Below are 15,924 nucleotides of genomic sequence, written 5' to 3' on the forward strand. Positions count from 1 at the left end.
ACTGCAATAACCACAATCAAGCATAATCAAGCAAGCAACCAGGCGTCTCACAAGTATCTCGCCACGTTCAGCTACTTACAGGAACATAGTATCTCCCATCTCCCTCGCTCGCACCAGCCTGCTGGTCCACGATGAACTCGCCTATCTTCCTGAACTTTCTGTACCTTTGCTCGATGAGGTGCTTCTTGGGCACGCCCGCCAGGTTATCGAGGTTCCTCAGGATTGCCTCCTTTATAACGCCGGCCATAGCCTCGCGATCCTTGTGGGCCGCGCCCCCGGGTTCCGCGAGGATCTCATCGATGACCCCTAGACGCATGAGGTCCCGGGCAGTCAGCTTGAGGGCTTCCGCCGCCTCCCTCGCCTTGGATGCATCCTTCCACAGGATTGCAGCGCAGGCCTCAGGCGAAATGACCGAGAAATACGCGTTTTCGAGCATGATTATCCTGTCCCCGACGCCGATGCCAAGAGCGCCGCCGCTCCCGCCCTCACCAGTTATAATCACTATTATGGGCACCTCGAGCCTCGCCATCTCGCATATATTATTCGCTATTATGGTGGCCTGGCCCCTCTCCTCGGCCTCGATTCCGGGGTAGGCACCCACCACATCGACAAAGCAAATCACGGGGCGCCTGAACTTCTCGGCCTGCTTCATGAGCCTGAGCGCCTTCCTGTAGCCCTCGGGGTGGGGCATCCCAAAGTTGCGCGCAAGGTTCTCTTTTGTATCCCGCCCCTTCTGCGTTCCCACGACGGTTACCGGGCGTCCATCCAGTGACGCGATCCCGCCCACGATAGCGGCATCATCCCTGAAACACCGGTCCCCGTGAAGCTCAATGAAATCATCGAATATGAGGCTGATATAGTCAAGGGTTGTAGGCCGGTGGGGGTGCCGCGCGATCATGATCCTCTGCCAGGACGTAAGATTCCCATATATCTCGCGCCGCAAGTCATCGGCTCTCCGCTCAAGGGTTGCAATCTCACCCGACAGGTCGATTCCCTTCTCGCTGCTGAAAACCTTCAACTCCTCGATCCTCTTCTCGAGCTCGGCAAGGGGCTTCTCGAACTCCAGGATGCCGTTACTCACACAGCGCCACCTCACTCACTCTGCTACCATGGAGCGAAAGCAGGAGACCGAGCGTCTTTCTCATATTCTTCCTCTCTACGATCTTATCGATCATGCCGTGAGCAAGCACAAACTCAGACGTCTGGAACCCCGGGGGGAGCTTCTGGCGCATGGTTTCCTCGATCACCCGCGGGCCTGCGAATCCGATCTGGGCCTCGGGCTCGGCAAGCACGATATCGGCAAGCGAGGCAAAACTGGCCAGCACCCCGCCTGTAGTCGGGTTTGTCAGGACTGAGATATATAACAAGCCGGCCTCATTGAACCTGGCCACGGCCGCGCTCGTTTTGACCATCTGCATCAGGGAGACGATGCCCTCCTGCATCCTGGCCCCACCTGATGTGCAGAACATCACCACCGGTAGCTTGTGCTTTACCGCAAACTCGAACGACCTTGTCACCCTCTCTCCGACAACCGACCCCATACTCGCCCCCATGAACCCGAAATCCATGGCCCCGATAACCACGGGGAAATCGCATATCTTCGCCTGCCCTGTGAGAATCGCCTCACTAAGACTGGTCGCATTCTTGCCATTTTTGATTTTCTCCTCATAGCCTGGAAAGCCCAGGGGGTTGATGCTCAAAAGCTCCGAGTCAAACTCGGTAAAGCTGTCGGCATCCACCGTCAGGGCTATGCGTTCGAGGGCGGATAGCTTAAAGTGGTAACCACACTTATGACACACCTTGAGGTTGCTTGCCAGCTCCTTGCTGTAGATTATCTGTCCGCACTTGTTACACTTCGACCACATGCCATCAGGGATCTCCCTCTTGACGCTCGCAGGCTTGACCGTCACGTATTTTTGTTTCGAACGAAACAGGTCCTTAAACATCCCCCATCGCCACCCCGCCCTTACCTCTACCTGTCATCTGCCATAGGTACTGGTCAGGATATCCTGAGCATCCTCGGCCTCGGACTCCGGCACGAGTATCTCAACGTTTCCAGACGCCCCTAGGTGAGGAACCCCCACAGGGCGCAGCATGACAAGATGTCCCTCCTTCTCGAGGAGTTCCTTCATCGATTCAGCAATAGCTCGGTTAGGAGCTATATACACCACGGTCCACATTACGAGCCTGACGCCTCCTCTGTGGCATTTCTAATTGCGTCTCCCACACCCCATCTCACACCCCATCTTACGATTCCACCGATGTCCTTTCCCTTGATCAACTCGGCCGTGCGCTTCTCGAGGTCTCCATCAGGATTGACCCAAAACTCCGGCGAGGTGGAGACCAGGACGCTACCATCCGGCAGGCCGACTTCGATAAAGACAGGGGCATTTCCCTTGCTGGACCCCAATAACCTCTTCAGTTTGCCAAGCGACCCGGAGTCGGATTTTGTCGCGTCAATAGTAATATGAACTTCGCCAGATGTCAAGGGAATAATCTCATTTGCGATTACTTTCGTGCCTTCCTCCTTGACATCGGCCCGGCCCTGAACGACAATGATCTCCTCCTCGCGAATAAAGCCGCCGTATTTTTCGTAAGTCTTCGGAAATACAATAACCTCGCAGGATCCTGTGAGGTCCTCCAGCGTCAAGAAACCCATCGGCTGGCCATTCTTAGTAACTGTCTTCTTGAACCCCGTTATGATCCCCGCCAGGCTAACACCCACCCCGTCGCGCAACTCGCCCAGGAGGACCGATGCCACAGTCGCCTTCTTTCTTAGCTCGGAGGCCACAGGGTCCAGGGGGTGGCCCGAAATGTATAGCCCGAGGAGTTCCTTCTCCATGGCGAGCCTCTCCTTCTCCAGGAACTCGGGGACGTCGGGCAGCTCGATATCATTAGCGCAAAACGCAGCCTTCTCCGCGAACAAATCCAGGAACGAAACCTGGCCGCGTTTCCTCTCCCTATTCCCCGCCTGCGCCGCCTCGTAGGCCTCATCAAGCACTGCGATCAGCTGTGACCGCCTCGCCCCGAGCGAGTCGAAAGCTCCACACCGGATGAGGCTCTCCGTGGTCTTCTTATTCACAACCCCAGTATCCACATGTTCACAGAAGTCCACCAGCGATTTAAATCTCTCGTGCTTCTTCCTCGCCCTGATTATCGCATCGACGGCGCCCCTCCCGACGTTCTTGACGGCCGCGAGCCCGAAGCGAATCGCTCTGCCCCCTTTGATCACAGTAAAGTCCGCGAGGCTCTCATTGATATCGGGTGGAAGTATTTCTATGCCCTTTTGCCGGCATTCATTCACATAAAATGCAACCTTATCGGTATTGCCGGTGACGCTCGTGAGCAGTGCAGCCATAAACTCGGCCGGATAATGGGCCTTCAGGTAGGCCGTCTGGTAGGATATGAACGCATAGGCCGCCGAATGTGACTTATTAAACCCATATCCCGAGAAATACTCCATGAGGTCGAATATCTCTCCGGCGGTCTCCCTATCCACGCCATTCTTCTCCGCCCCGCTCAAGAAGCGGTCACGGAGGCTGGCCAGGACCTCGGGCTTCTTCTTGCCCATTGCGCGCCGCATGAGGTCGGCCTCGCCCATGGTGAATCCGGCAAGATCGCTCGCCACCCGCATGACCTGCTCCTGGTAGAGCATGATGCCGTAAGTTTCCTTTAATATCGGCTCGAGCTTCGGATGGGCGTAGATTATCGGCGCCAGCCCGTGCTTCTGCCTGGCGAAGTCCTGGATTCTATTCATAGGGCCGGGCCGCCCAAGCGCAAGGATGGCAATGATATCCTCGAAGGTCGTCGGCTTGACCTCCTTGAGCAGGCTCTGAAAGAGGCTGCTCTCAAGCTGGAAGACGCCGAGCGAATCCCCGCTCCTCAGCATCTCGTAGACCCTGGCGTCGTCCAGCGGGATCGTCATTATGTCTATCTTCTCCCCCCGGGTGGCCGCAATGATATCCAGGGTCTTCCCGATCACCGTGAGCGTGCGGAGGCCGAGGAAATCCATCTTGAGGATGCCAAGGGGCTCCAGGTCCTCCATGGGGAACTGGGTGGTTATTGCACCATCTCCTGTCTTATATAACGGCACATAATCGGCCAGGGGATCCTTGGAGATCACAACGCCTGCCGCATGCACGGAGGCATGCCTAGGCATGCCCTCGACCGCCCTCGCCGTATCGATGAGCCTCTTGACCTGCTCATTACCATCATAAACCCCCTTGAGCTCGGGCGAGCTCTCTAGCGCGCGGTCGATGGTGGTATTTAATTCCGTTGGGACGAGCTTTGCGATCCTGTCGACCTCCGCATACGGGAAGTTGAGCGCCCTGCCCACATCGCGGATCGCCGCCTTTGCCGCCATCGTCCCGAAGGTTATGATTTGGGCGACACGATCCTCGCCATATTTGCGCGTCACGTAGTCAATGACCTCGCCCCTGCGCTCAAAGCAAAAATCCACGTCTATGTCGGGCATGCTCACCCTCTCAGGATTGAGGAATCGCTCGAAAATGAGATCATACTTCAGCGGGTCAATGCTCGTGATGCCCAGGGAATATGCGACTATGCTGCCGGGGCATGATCCCCTTCCCGGCCCCACATAGATGCCGGCCTGCCGCGCGAAGTGGATGAAGTCCCATACGATGAGGAAATAACCGCAGTAGCCCATCTTCCGGATGACATCAAGCTCGTAGTTCAGCCTGGCTTCCAGCTCCGGCGTGACCTTTTCGTACCTCTCCCTGAGGCCCTTCTCGCATAGCGCGCGCAGGAAGCTTTCCTCAGTGTGGCCTTCAGGCACCTCGTACGCAGGGACGAGCGAGCGCCCGAATTCAAATTCAAAGTTGCACCGCTCGGCGATCTCGAGGGTATTCGAAAGAGCCTCGGGTATCTCCCTGAAGGACCGCTCCATCTCCTCGTGGGACTTGAGAAAGAATTCATCAGTCGGGAACCTGAGGCGGGACTCGTCATCAACTGTCTTCCCAGTCTGAATGCAGAGGAGGACGTCATGGACCCCCGAGTCCTCTCGCTTCACATAGTGGACATCGTTGGTCGCGACCAGCGGGATGCCAAGCTCTCGCGAAAGCTCAAACAAGGCGCGGTTTACCTTGTCCTGCTCGGAGATGCCGTTCGACTGGACCTCCAGGAAGAAATTCTCCGGCCCGAATATATCGCGATAAAGGAGGGCCTTCTTCTTCGCCTCGGGGAGCTTGTCCCGCAGAATGAGCTGGGGTATCTCACCAGCAAGGCAGCTAGACAAGGCCACAAGCCCCTCTGAGTGCCTTGCAAGCACCTCGTCATCAACGCGGGGTTTGTAATAAAAACCCTCCACAAAGCCGATGCTGGTCAATTTGACCAGATTCCTGTACCCTGCCTCGTCCCGGGCAAGCAACACGAGGTGGTATGGATCCTTGTCAATTCTGGGCTCCTTGTCCAACCGGGACCTGCTTGCGACGTAGACTTCGCACCCTATTATCGGCTTGATACCATGTCTCTTCGCCGCCTTGAAAAACTCTATGGCTCCAAATAGCACCCCATGATCCGTTATGGCAAGGGCCCTATCGCCGTGGGACGCACTCGCCTGCATGAGCTCATCGAGTTTGCATGCCCCGTCAAGCTAAAGAAGGGAGTATTGTGTGTGCAAGTGCAGATGCACAAAGTCTCCCATCATGGACCACCCCCTCGAGGCACCAGGACGTAAATCTGCAACAGGTGACATATTCCACACCCGGATGCCAATTCCTGCTGACATCCGGGCCTTAACACTTTACGCTTTATTCACGCCTTATTCACGCCTTATGAAGCGCTCCCCGGCTACAGCTATTTCTCACTCCTCTAGCTCGCAGAAGAGAACTCTAAAAAAGAGATTTACGAGGTTCGACCGCCGCCTCGTCCTGACACCGCATGAGACAAGGATAATGGGGTGGGCATGGTTTTCGACCTCGCGCACCGTAACATCGACCATCGCCATGGTGCTGTTGGCATTCATGTGCTCTTTAACGATGACGGCCTCGCCCTTTATCTCCACAGCGATATCGCCCTCATCCAGGATTGAAATCGCCACCCACTGGTTGCTCCTGAGGTTGGCAAGGGTGCGCCCATCGCGCTCCAGGGCGAGGCGCAGCATCCTATCATCGCGGGCGACAATGAGATTTACGGGGGCAACATGAGGACGCCCATCGCTTGCCGTAGTTGCCACCACGCACGTCGTGAGCCTTTTCTGAAGGAGGTCGACAACGTTGCCCGGAAGCCGATCGCAAACATGCCCCGACATACCAAAGCCCCCTTTGGCGGCCGAGCGACTCGTATGTCTCCACCCGCATGTCCGGTCCTGTTTCTTTCTAATCTATTCATATTGGAGACAGCAGAAAACTATTACTCGTCCCTCCCAGTCTCATCGGCCTCCTCCTCGGGCCCGGCCCATAGCTTCGCAGCGGGTTCTCCGAGCACGTCTGCTGCTTCCTCCTCGTTAACCTCGGCCATGAGCATATCCAGAAAGTCCTTATCGTCCAGGTCAACCGTCCTCCGCAGGCTGCTTCCACTTGACCTCGCCGTTTTGGCCTTTTTAGCCGGAAACGATCGCTGTGCCACGGAAATCACCGCCTTTCAGATTTTTCCACCCAGGTTTATGTGATTCCCTCCAGCTAGATTGATGTCAAGATTGACGCGTAGAAGTCTTCGTCCATTTCAATGCCATGCCCGTCTCGGGCTGCGCCCGTGTACCTATCCTACGCATGTACGCCATTTTTTATTATCTCGACCCCATCGACGATGAGAGATGGCTTCAATATTATTCCGTCCAGGTGACTTGGCACCTTGACCCTGCCCCCAAATCCGCTATTATCGCCGATGGCGACGTGGACGGTGCCAAAGACCTTTTCATCCTCGAGGACATTACCTGTGATCACGGCACGCTCGTTCGTCCCTATGCCGAGCTCAGCTACATTTCGCGCCTCCCCCGGAAGCCCTTCGAGGAGGGCTTGCAGCCGCCTAGCCCCCTCACCTCCCTCGATTGATGAAACATACCCACTCTTTACGCGCATTATGATGGGCTCATCAACCATTCCAACGCCGGCCATCGCCCCGTCTATTACAATTATACCACTAGTTGCGCCTTCTTGCGGAGCAATATATGCCTCACCCGCGGGAAGGTTCCCGAAGTCCCCGGGCAGGTGATATATCCCCGTGTCGGGGCTGGCGACGCGCCCCTCGAGCGAGAATGTCACATCACAACCTGCAGGGCTTATAAGCCTAGCTGTCCTGCCCTCGCTCAGGATCCTGGTTATGCGGGTGCTCCTTTCCGCTATGGCATCATAGTCCGCCGCAAGGGTTCTCATCATGCAATCCACTGTTATCCCGGGCAGCGTGGCAATCCTCGCCCCCGCCTTGCTGGCCCGCCGGCGGGCCTCTGTGTGGGAAAGGGATTTGCTTGTCGGGATGAGAACCACGTTGAAATACCCCATAAGCTCCGCGATCGCCGGTGGAGGCTCCTCCCCATTCACCCGCCTCGGGATGATCTCGGTGATCACGGCCTCCGCTCCGGCAGCTCTGGCCTCCTCCCACAGTGCATACCCGATTTCCCTTTCGGGCTCGTCTGTCAGGATCAGCACCGCCTCCCGGGGTTTCACTGCCATGCACTGCGATATAACGACCCTCGCAGCATTCCTCAAATCACTCATAGCACTCATGGTTGCTCCGACCATGCCATATGACCCCCTCTCGTCTTTACAACCGCCAATTATACCAATTGCGCCAACATATTATACCAACATATTACCATGACCCCTGGCAAGATTGCAAAGGCAGTTGGAGAATAATTCCTACCGTGGTTAAGCTAGCCCTAGATACAACAATTTGGAGCTTCCGCCCGAATCAAAACCTGATAAATTCACACATAAAGTGCCCAAAACTCAAGATACTAATCACTGATATAGCTTGGAGCTCACATTTAATTACACAGCACACTACCAAAGGGAGGAGTATCTATGCCGAGAAGGATAATGGGAGATTATTTTATCGATGGTCGCGTCGCTATAGACCCCGTTCCGCTAGCCGAGGGCAAAAAGGCCACCATCATGTATAAGGGGCTTCTTGCAAAGTCCGGCGCTGACTCGGTCTTCCTGCACTGCGGGTATGGGTATGATAACTGGATGAATGTAAAGACGCTGCCCATGACCAAGCAAGCCGAGGATACCTGGGTTGCAGAGGTTCCGGTCGAAGGCGGCACGAAATTCAACTTCTGTTTCAAGGATGGCGCTGAACACTGGGATACCAATAGCGGTCTGAATTGGGGCTGCGAGATTGTCTGATAGCCAGTAGGCCCCGGTTAAGCCCTGGCTCTCCTTTACGCTCAGGAGCGTGCTCGAGGACCAAAGCCTAAAGGCTAAAAACCAGAGATGCTTCAAGAGAGGCTGCCCGTCCCGGTCAGCAATCCTGCGCCGGCCGTGATGATGATCGAGTGTTCCGCACCGGGACCGCATGAATTAGCCGCAGGGGTTGGACGCGCGGCCTCTCTTGATTTGTCTTTGTACCCCTCGCCCTGCTCTGCGGTTATGCCGCTCACCCTGCATTCCACGCCTTGCATCATCCCACCCCTATGCTTGCCTACCCATCCCCATAAGGTCCCCTGTAATTCCCCTATAGTTCTCTATAATTACCTCGTAATAATATTCCCTCTATATTCCCCATTGACTTCGCTCCCTCACCGTGCTAATATGAAGGCGATTTAATGGCGCCACCTTTTCTATAGCTCTACAGCAACCCTTACTGGCGTCTACTTATGAATTTAGCCGCTGAATTTAGCCGCCAGCCCGTGTCGTGTCAAGGGTTCACCTGGCAAATAGCGGATGGTTTCTATCTAGAGGCGGGCTCTAAATCTTAGAAAGGGGGGCTTGCAAGCCTGCAAAGAAAGTGGAGCAGGACCTTTGCAGGGAACAGGGAATAATGGAAAATATTAGATAGATCATAATACCCCCAATGGAATGTGGATAAGACTACTGGTTAGTAATTTCAAGAAATCTTCCGGACGAGGAGATGCGATCAAAACTTGATAGTAGGGTTAACTTATAACCTCAAGGGAGATTATGGGGGTAAAAACGGGCCCGAGGATTCGGACGCGGAGTTCGACTCGGAGGAAACCGTAGAAAACCTGATATTTGCCCTCAAGCGATGCGGTTACAACGTTATCCGCCTCCCTTACGGACCGGACCTTCTTGACAGGCTCAGGTGCGAGGAGCTAGATTTAATCTTCAACATCGCTGAAGGCCTGGAAGGGAGAAACCGCGAGTCGATAGTGCCAGCTATCCTTGAATTTCTCGGGATACCTTACATCGGTTCTGACCCGCTTACCCTTGGGCTGGCCCTGGATAAGGCAACGGCGAAGGCCGTCGTGGCGGCCCACGGGATTCCCACCCCGAGATTCCTCAAAGCAGAATCCCCCGGTGAACTATCTTTTGACGGGCAAAGCATCTACGATCATGCACAGAGCCCCCAGAGACTCAACTTCCCAGTCTTCGTGAAGCCCAACTGTGAGGGATCCAGCAAAGGCATCCGGAACTCCTCAAAGGTGGATGACTTCCCCAGCCTATTTAACATGGTGAAGCTAATAACCCGGGTCTACCGGCAACCTGCACTGGTCGAGGAATTCCTCGATGGCAGGGAGTTCTCGATCGGGATAATCGGGAATGAGGAATTAACAGTGTTCCCTATGCTGGAGGTTGAGCCGGATTACCAAGTCAATCCAGGGGAATTTGTGTATTCCTACGAGACGAAGAGCCAGAACCTCGAGAGATTCACATGCCCCGCTAATATACCACAGGAGTTGGAGGACAGAATTCGAGCTATAGCCTGTGAAGCACATCGCATCCTGAGTTGCAGGGACTTCAGCAGGATAGATGTCAGACTGGATTCCAGGGGAGACCCATACTTCCTGGAGATCAACCCCCTACCCGGGCTCTCGCAAGTAAGCCTCTTCCCGCTTGTTGCGTCTGCCGCGGGGGTGTCCTTTGTTGAGCTCATCGATAGAATCGTCTCAATAGCCATCGAGAGGTTGAAGACTGGGTTGAAGACTGAGCGGGAGGCGTTTGAAGGTGGACCGGAGGTCTACGGACTGGAAATGGCAGATGTCCCACAGGGTTACCGACATAAGCGGGCTTAAGCAATATGTGGATCTTGGAGATGATGAGATAGATGAGATCGAGAGGGCCTCAGGGGAATTCCGGTGGGCGATAACCCCATACTACGCGAGCCTCATGGATAGGAAGGACAGGAACTGCCCAATACGGAAGCAGGCCATACCCTCGGCGCGTGAGCTCGAGGATGTCCTCGGCGAGGAAGACCCCCTCCACGAGGAGAAGCATTCCCCGACGAAAGGCCTGATACACCTCTACCCTGACAGGGTCGCTTTCTGCGTTACCAATCGGTGCGCCATGTTTTGCAGGCATTGCGTCAGGAAGAGGATTGTGGGGAAGAGGGATTACAACCTGTCCCAGGGGGATATTGCAAAGGGTATAAAGTATATAAGGGAACATGAAGAGGTGCGGGACGTACTGATCACGGGCGGGGACCCGTTGGTGGCGCAGGATGCCTGGATCGAGAGCCTCCTGCGGGAGATCCGGGCTATCGAGCATGTAGAAATTATCAGGATCGGGACGCGCACGCTATGCACGATGCCACAGAGGATAACAGATGAGCTGTGCGATATCCTTTCCAGGTACCACCCCATCTGGATAAATGCGCAGTTCAACCACCCCAAAGAAGTAACGGAGGAAGCCGCCGCTGCCTGTGACAAGCTCCTGAGGGCGGGCGTGCCGCTGGGCAACCAGTCTGTGCTCCTTCGGGGTGTGAATGACGACCCTGATACCATGCGGGGGCTTGTCCACGCTTTGGTGAAGATAAGGGTGCGCCCCTATTACCTTTACCAGTGCGAGGTTGTCCGCGGAACAGCGCATTTCAGAACCCCTGTAGAGCGCGGCCTCGAGATAATCCAGAGCTTGCAAGGCTTCACAACAGGGTTCGCGGTGCCGCGTTTTGTGGTGGATACGCCCATAGGGAAGGTGCCGGTCGGGCCCCAAAATATTGTGGCGAGGGATGAAAACTCAGTTACGCTGCGAAACTACGAGGGGAAGACGTGGCAACTCCCGAATTCCGTAAGCTGGCGGTAGAGCGCCTTCAGGTTATCAGTATCAGGTTAGCGTATGGTTCTCTGCGCATTCGGGCGTTTCGGACGGTTAGGGCGGTGCGCTTCACTTCACCCGGCGCTTCTACTCCACCCGGCGGACGCGGCTGTAGGACTCGGAAGAATTAGGATGCGGAATAGAAGATAGGGGCGCACCGCCCCTATAAAAAACCCTTGGTAGGTACATAGCTAGCATAGCTAGGCACTTAAAGTACATAAAAATGGTAGCCCCGACGGAATTCGAATCCGTGTCGCCGCCTTGAGAGGGCGGTGTCCTAGGCCACTAGACGACGGGGCCACACATCTAATTACAGCAAATTCAATTTGAGGCAAAGACCCGGCCCCGCATTCCACGGAAGAGGCAGGTCCGTTCGCCCGCGTTCCTTTTATAATTATATACTCAATTGCCCTGTTGTCAAGGGGGGACCCGGATTCCCGCGGATTTTTCAGATGGCAACTGGATAGCCATGGTTTTCAGGCTAATACCGGGGCTACTTGGGGAAACATAATATCAGAAGGACTCTTTTCAACTGATGCCATTTATGATGTAATTTACAGGGGGGACCTTGGTGTCCGCTCATGGGTTTCAACCGGGCTCAACCAACTATTGCGAGGGAGTGGTGTGCATGCCAGAAAGACCGCCGAGCTTAAAGGAATGGCAAGAGCTTTACGATGCCGCGATAAAGTTTAAAGACCTTGCCCCCTGGGAGTGGATGTACGACTCCGATATATTTGGGGTCAAAAATCCCTATAGCGATGATGAAATTGGCTACTGTTGTGTATTGGGAAGGGCCGGCGAGGTACTTGGGCTTGTAGTATACCTGGGATCCGAGGGGCTTCAAACATATATCGAGACCCAGTTAGGTCGCGCCCAGAAGAACCCATTTGCGACCTTCATTGAAACGACAGGCCTGGTTTGCTTCTTCGGCTCAAGAGATGAGCTCCACAAGCGAGACCTCGAGGTCATTAAGGGCCTTGGACTCAGGTTCAGGGGGCACAATGCCTGGCCGATGTTCAGAAGCTACCGCCCAGGTTATTACCCCTGGTTCCTGACATCAGGCGAGTCAAGGTATCTTGCTATCGCGCTGGAACAGTCCCTCAATGTAGCTACCAGGTTTCGCGAGGATCCTGAGATGCTCAAGCCGCCCAAACCCGGGCAATACTTGGTGCGAGTCCCGCTGAAACAAGATGGGAAGATACTCTGGACTGACTCCTGGATCGAGCCTAAACCCGTCGCTAAAGTCGAAGTCCCTAGAGCGGTTTACCTGGACAGTATAAGGATAAGAAGGGCCCTTAAAGGTGCAAAAAAGGTAAGCCTCCACGTTGAGGCCGATCTATTTAACCTTCCAAACCCCATAATGGATGAAGGAGACGAGAGGCCCTACTTCCCGAGAATGGTCCTCTGGGTGGATAAAGGCTCCGGCCTGGTGCTGAAATTCGACCTTTTTGATTTAGAGGAGCAGGATCCGTTTGGCGAGAGTTTCCTGAGGTTTATTGAGACTACGGGGATGATACCTTCCGATGTACACCTGGCCGACAGGGATCGCGAAGCCGAACTTACACCGGTTGCAGACGCCATAGGAACAAGGCTTGTGAGAGAGAAACGGCTCAGGGCGCTTGAGCAGGCGCGGGAGGGCCTCCTGGCGACCATGGGCGCGGGCTGGTAGCGCTTTGCGTTTGGTCCCTCCAGGTTGCTAGGCACGCTATTTTTTATTTTCACCCCGCTAGGACATGCTCCGTACGCCTTATTATATCCTCCTGCGTAGCCGGATCCAGGGTAGTGAACAAGGCGCTGTAGCCTGCCACCCGTACAATAAGATCACGGTATCTTTCAGGATGTTTCTGTGCGTCCCGCAAAGTTTCCGTTGATACTACGTTGAACTGCACGTGCCAGCCCTTGAGATCACAGAATCCCCGCAGGAGATGCACAAGGGCCGAAAGTCCCTTTTCGCCTTCAAGGGTTGCGGGGGAAAACCGCAAGTTCAAAAGCTGGGCTATCATCTTTGCCGTTTGGAGCTTTGTAACAGAAGCCATGACGGCTGTAGGACCACGAAGATCAGTTCCCTGCACCGGTGATACGCCCTCGGCTATGGGCTCCCCCTTCCTGCGGCCGTCAGGCGTCGCCCCGACAACCGCGCCCATTGGGACGTTCGCCGATATATTGGATGTCGAACCACAATAGATACACCCGATGGGGCCCCTGCCGAATCGTGTTGTCCTGACATCCCGGATTAGATCGAGGTAATCCTGCATAACTCCGCGGGCCACAAGATCAACCTCGTCGATATCATTTCCATACTTGGGCGCGTCATTCAGGAGCAACTGGCGCACCCGCTCCCCATCCGCTCCGGCGAAATCAGTCTCCAGAGCATATTTTAACTCCTCTTGAGTGAGGGCGTGTTCTTCAAATATGAGCTTCTTCATGGCCACCAGCGCGTTAGCCACGTTCGCTACGCCGGATTGTAACCCGCTTATGATATCATAGACCGACCCGCCCTCTTTGATGTTCTTCCCCCGCTCTATACAGTCATGAACGAGGCTCGAGCAAAAGGCATCGGGCACGAGTTCTTCAAGGGCGAGATCCGCGGCGGCGTCAAAGGCCACGTGGCAGCGTATATAGAAATCAAGTTGCCTCTTGAAAGAGTCGTAAAGGTCATCGTAAGACTTAAAATTGGGAAGCCCCTGGGCCTGAGCCGCGGGGCAAAGCCGAACGCCGCTCTCGGGATCGGACCCGCCGTTTAGCGCCAGTTCCAGAACCTTGGTCAGGTTCAAAAAAGTCATCCCTGTGTTGCGGTACCCCCACTTCCCGGGCACCGCAGCCTCGACGCAGCCTACGATCGCATAATCATATGCGTCTTCGAGCTCGACCCCTTTCTCCAGCAATGCAGGTATTATTATCTCGTCGTTCTTCATCGCTGGCATGCCGAACCCCAGCCGGATTATCCTTGCACACTCCATTAAAAAACGCTCTGGCGTGCCCTTATGAAACCGGGCAGAGACGTTCGGCTGGGTTAGACGTATCCTGCCGATTGCTTCAAGAACGAGATAGGACAATTCATTTGTTGCATCGCGTCATTCTCGTGTCTGCCCGCCAACGGTGACATTCTGGTAAGTCGGGTAACCTATACCGAAGCGGGGGTGAGCCCAGGGCCTGATCTTATTGATCGCGAAGAGTTTGAGCCATAGACATTCCAATAGTTCCAGTGCCTTTTCCGGTTCCGGAGTGAGCCTCCCATGTTCAATATCCCTTTTATACGAGGGGGTATAGATACTGATCTAGCCTGCCGAGGGAAAACGAATGCCCGTTGCTCTCTATCTGGTTTATTACCTGTATGAACCAGATGGCCGGAATGTCCTCATAGAAGGTCTCGCTGGGATAGGCGGGCACCTTTCTGCATATCCTCGCTATCTCCAGGAGTTCCTCTTTCCTGGAAGGGTTATCCTCCATTCGCGCCAATCGTTCTGTTTCGTTGGCATAGCGCTCCGCAAAGGCGATAGCGGCCTCGAGCACAACCTTAACCGCGTCAAGGAATATGCGCTCTTTGATGGCAGTATGGCTGGAGAGGTCCAGATTTGCGATCCGCTCATTCACCCTATCGATTATGGATTTCAAACCCTTGTTGATCACCAGGGGGAAATCAACAATTATGTGCCCATCGCCGGAGGTGATGTTCCCTAAGCCAGAAATTACACTTATTTCTTGAACCTTTTTCGCCATTTCAGGCATTATCGCAAGTGCCCTATCATAAACCGTCTTCCCTTCCCAATACAGGAGTATCTCCTCAAGTAGCTCCTCTCTATCTTCATCATCAACCAGGAATACATCGGCCTTACGCCGGGGGAAATCATCTATTTCCTCTCTTATCCAATCAATTGAATACTCCGGGAAGATTGGGGCGCTGCGGGGTTTAGATGCCTGGTTTCCTACGATCAATTCCCCATCAAGCATATAAATAGACATATTCATAAGGACATTGCGTAAGGCGTTTGCGCGCCTTAAAATCGCGGGTTTATCCTCGTGCTTTCTGTAAGAGTCCGTTACCAAACGAGCACGTTCTATACAAATCTGAGGAGTGGTGGTAAGTAGAGTATCGCATATCCTCCCAATCTTGACCCCCGATCCTTCCACTCGTTAACGAAAGTTTTATAATTCTTCTATTGCATTTTTCCGTGTGTAGGTATATAAAAGGATAATAGGTCGAAGGACAAAATTTAGCCATAAGGGACATAATATGTCCCATTAGATTGCAGAACTTATTAAGCCCATAAAACGTTGCAGCGGTCTCTGAGGAGCGCTGCGACAGCAGAGGAGGTTTCGGCTTCCACAGAGGGAATGAACGCCTCTATCCAGGAGATGTCCGCTTCTGCCGAATCCCTTGCGGAGATGGCGCAGCATATCCAGAATCTCGTTGCGCGATTTAAGATTTAAAGCCGTTTAGAGTTGAAGAGGTCACCTACTACACATATATAGAAGCAGGAATCCATTTCAATATTAGGTAAGGTAAAAATACCGCGTATGTTAGAAATACTGATCTCAAGGTTAACTAATCTACAATCTAGGAAGGCACTAAAACTCTCCACATTCCTCATTTTAGGGGTCTTGGCCGTAATTAGTTACTGGACACGTGGACCCTACTTAAACATTGCGATAGACTTCCTCTTCTTTATACCGATCATGCTTGCAAGCGTTATCTCGCAGCTCTTTGGACTTGGAGTAGCGGGCATAATTACCTTATTAAGGTTTATAGCCAGCC

At 54.1% G+C, this 15,924-nt stretch carries 11 protein-coding genes, 1 tRNA gene and 2 pseudogenes; 4 read left to right on the plus strand and 10 right to left on the minus strand.

The window, feature by feature from the left end:
- Positions 1 to 67: 67 nt before the first annotated feature.
- The 7 genes and pseudogenes from HPY71_06645 to HPY71_06675 form a co-directional block, all read right to left on the minus strand.
- A complete protein-coding gene (locus HPY71_06645) occupies positions 68 to 1,081 on the minus strand; it encodes an acetyl-CoA carboxylase carboxyltransferase subunit alpha (protein ID NPV53187.1) in 1,014 nt (337 codons plus the stop codon).
- Positions 1,074 to 1,946, minus strand: a complete 873-nt coding sequence (locus HPY71_06650) for an acetyl-CoA carboxylase carboxyltransferase subunit beta (GenBank protein NPV53188.1) — start codon at positions 1,944 to 1,946, stop codon at positions 1,074 to 1,076. The genes HPY71_06645 and HPY71_06650 overlap by 8 nt, the downstream gene beginning before the upstream one ends.
- 33 nt (positions 1,947 to 1,979) lie before the next feature.
- Positions 1,980 to 2,180 carry a glutamate decarboxylase gene (locus HPY71_06655; protein ID NPV53189.1) on the minus strand — a complete coding sequence of 67 codons (201 nt, stop codon included), beginning with the start codon at positions 2,178 to 2,180 and terminating at the stop codon, positions 1,980 to 1,982.
- Positions 2,180 to 5,662, minus strand: a pseudogene (locus HPY71_06660) (DNA polymerase III subunit alpha). The gene HPY71_06655 and the pseudogene HPY71_06660 overlap by 1 nt, the downstream one beginning before the upstream one ends.
- A 159-nt stretch (positions 5,663 to 5,821) precedes the next feature.
- Positions 5,822 to 6,268, minus strand: a complete 447-nt coding sequence (locus tag HPY71_06665; GenBank protein ID NPV53190.1) for a pyridoxamine 5'-phosphate oxidase family protein — start codon at positions 6,266 to 6,268, stop codon at positions 5,822 to 5,824.
- A 101-nt stretch (positions 6,269 to 6,369) separates the two neighbouring features.
- Positions 6,370 to 6,585: a hypothetical protein gene (locus HPY71_06670; protein ID NPV53191.1), complete on the minus strand. Its 216-nt coding sequence runs from the start codon at positions 6,583 to 6,585 to the stop codon at positions 6,370 to 6,372.
- A 137-nt stretch (positions 6,586 to 6,722) separates the two neighbouring features.
- The gene (locus tag HPY71_06675; protein ID NPV53192.1) at positions 6,723 to 7,673 is read right to left on the minus strand and encodes an aminopeptidase; all 951 of its coding nucleotides are present in this window, start codon (positions 7,671 to 7,673) and stop codon (positions 6,723 to 6,725) included.
- A gap of 321 nt (positions 7,674 to 7,994) precedes the next feature.
- Here HPY71_06675 and HPY71_06680 point away from each other — a divergent pair, with 321 nt between their 5' ends.
- Positions 7,995 to 8,303: a carbohydrate-binding protein gene (locus tag HPY71_06680; protein NPV53193.1), complete on the plus strand. Its 309-nt coding sequence runs from the start codon at positions 7,995 to 7,997 to the stop codon at positions 8,301 to 8,303.
- Positions 8,304 to 8,395: 92 nt separating this feature from the next.
- On the opposite strand, the gene HPY71_06685 is transcribed toward HPY71_06680, so the two are convergent.
- Positions 8,396 to 8,569, minus strand: coding sequence for a hypothetical protein (locus tag HPY71_06685; protein NPV53194.1), 174 nt, complete (start codon positions 8,567 to 8,569; stop codon positions 8,396 to 8,398).
- Positions 8,570 to 9,040: 471 nt separating this feature from the next.
- On the opposite strand from HPY71_06685, the gene HPY71_06690 reads away from it, so the two are divergent.
- Together HPY71_06690 and HPY71_06695 are read left to right on the plus strand one after the other, a co-directional pair.
- Positions 9,041 to 10,150 carry an ATP-grasp domain-containing protein gene (locus HPY71_06690; GenBank protein NPV53195.1) on the plus strand — a complete coding sequence of 370 codons (1,110 nt, stop codon included), beginning with the start codon at positions 9,041 to 9,043 and terminating at the stop codon, positions 10,148 to 10,150.
- Entirely contained in the window at positions 10,116 to 11,156 is a 1,041-nt protein-coding gene (locus HPY71_06695; protein ID NPV53196.1) for a KamA family radical SAM protein, read from the plus strand. The genes HPY71_06690 and HPY71_06695 overlap by 35 nt, the downstream gene beginning before the upstream one ends.
- 236 nt (positions 11,157 to 11,392) lie before the next feature.
- On the opposite strand, the gene HPY71_06700 is transcribed toward HPY71_06695, so the two are convergent.
- A tRNA-Glu gene (locus HPY71_06700) sits at positions 11,393 to 11,468 on the minus strand.
- Between the two features lie 328 nt (positions 11,469 to 11,796).
- On the opposite strand from HPY71_06700, the gene HPY71_06705 reads away from it, so the two are divergent.
- Entirely contained in the window at positions 11,797 to 12,837 is a 1,041-nt protein-coding gene (locus HPY71_06705) for a hypothetical protein (GenBank protein NPV53197.1), read from the plus strand.
- A 49-nt stretch (positions 12,838 to 12,886) separates the two neighbouring features.
- Here the strand turns inward: HPY71_06705 and HPY71_06710 are convergent.
- A pseudogene (locus tag HPY71_06710) lies at positions 12,887 to 15,299 on the minus strand (glycyl radical protein).
- Between the last annotated feature and the right edge of the window lie 625 nt (positions 15,300 to 15,924).

It is taken from the genome of Bacillota bacterium (assembly GCA_013178125.1).
Classification (GTDB): domain Bacteria; phylum Bacillota; class SHA-98; order Ch115; family JABLXJ01; genus JABLXL01.

Bases quoted from the DNA above. Each gene is read 5' to 3' on its own strand.
- HPY71_06650 (NPV53188.1), bottom strand. From the start codon at position 1,946: ATGTTTAAGGACCTGTTTCGTTCGAAACAAAAATACGTGACGGTCAAG.
- HPY71_06655 (NPV53189.1), bottom strand. From the start codon at position 2,180: ATGTGGACCGTGGTGTATATAGCTCCTAACCGAGCTATTGCTGAATCG.
- HPY71_06665 (NPV53190.1), bottom strand. From the start codon at position 6,268: ATGTCGGGGCATGTTTGCGATCGGCTTCCGGGCAACGTTGTCGACCTC.
- HPY71_06675 (NPV53192.1), bottom strand. From the start codon at position 7,673: ATGAGTGATTTGAGGAATGCTGCGAGGGTCGTTATATCGCAGTGCATG.
- HPY71_06680 (NPV53193.1), top strand. From the start codon at position 7,995: ATGGGAGATTATTTTATCGATGGTCGCGTCGCTATAGACCCCGTTCCG.
- HPY71_06695 (NPV53196.1), top strand. From the start codon at position 10,116: ATGTCCCACAGGGTTACCGACATAAGCGGGCTTAAGCAATATGTGGAT.
- HPY71_06705 (NPV53197.1), top strand. From the start codon at position 11,797: ATGCCAGAAAGACCGCCGAGCTTAAAGGAATGGCAAGAGCTTTACGAT.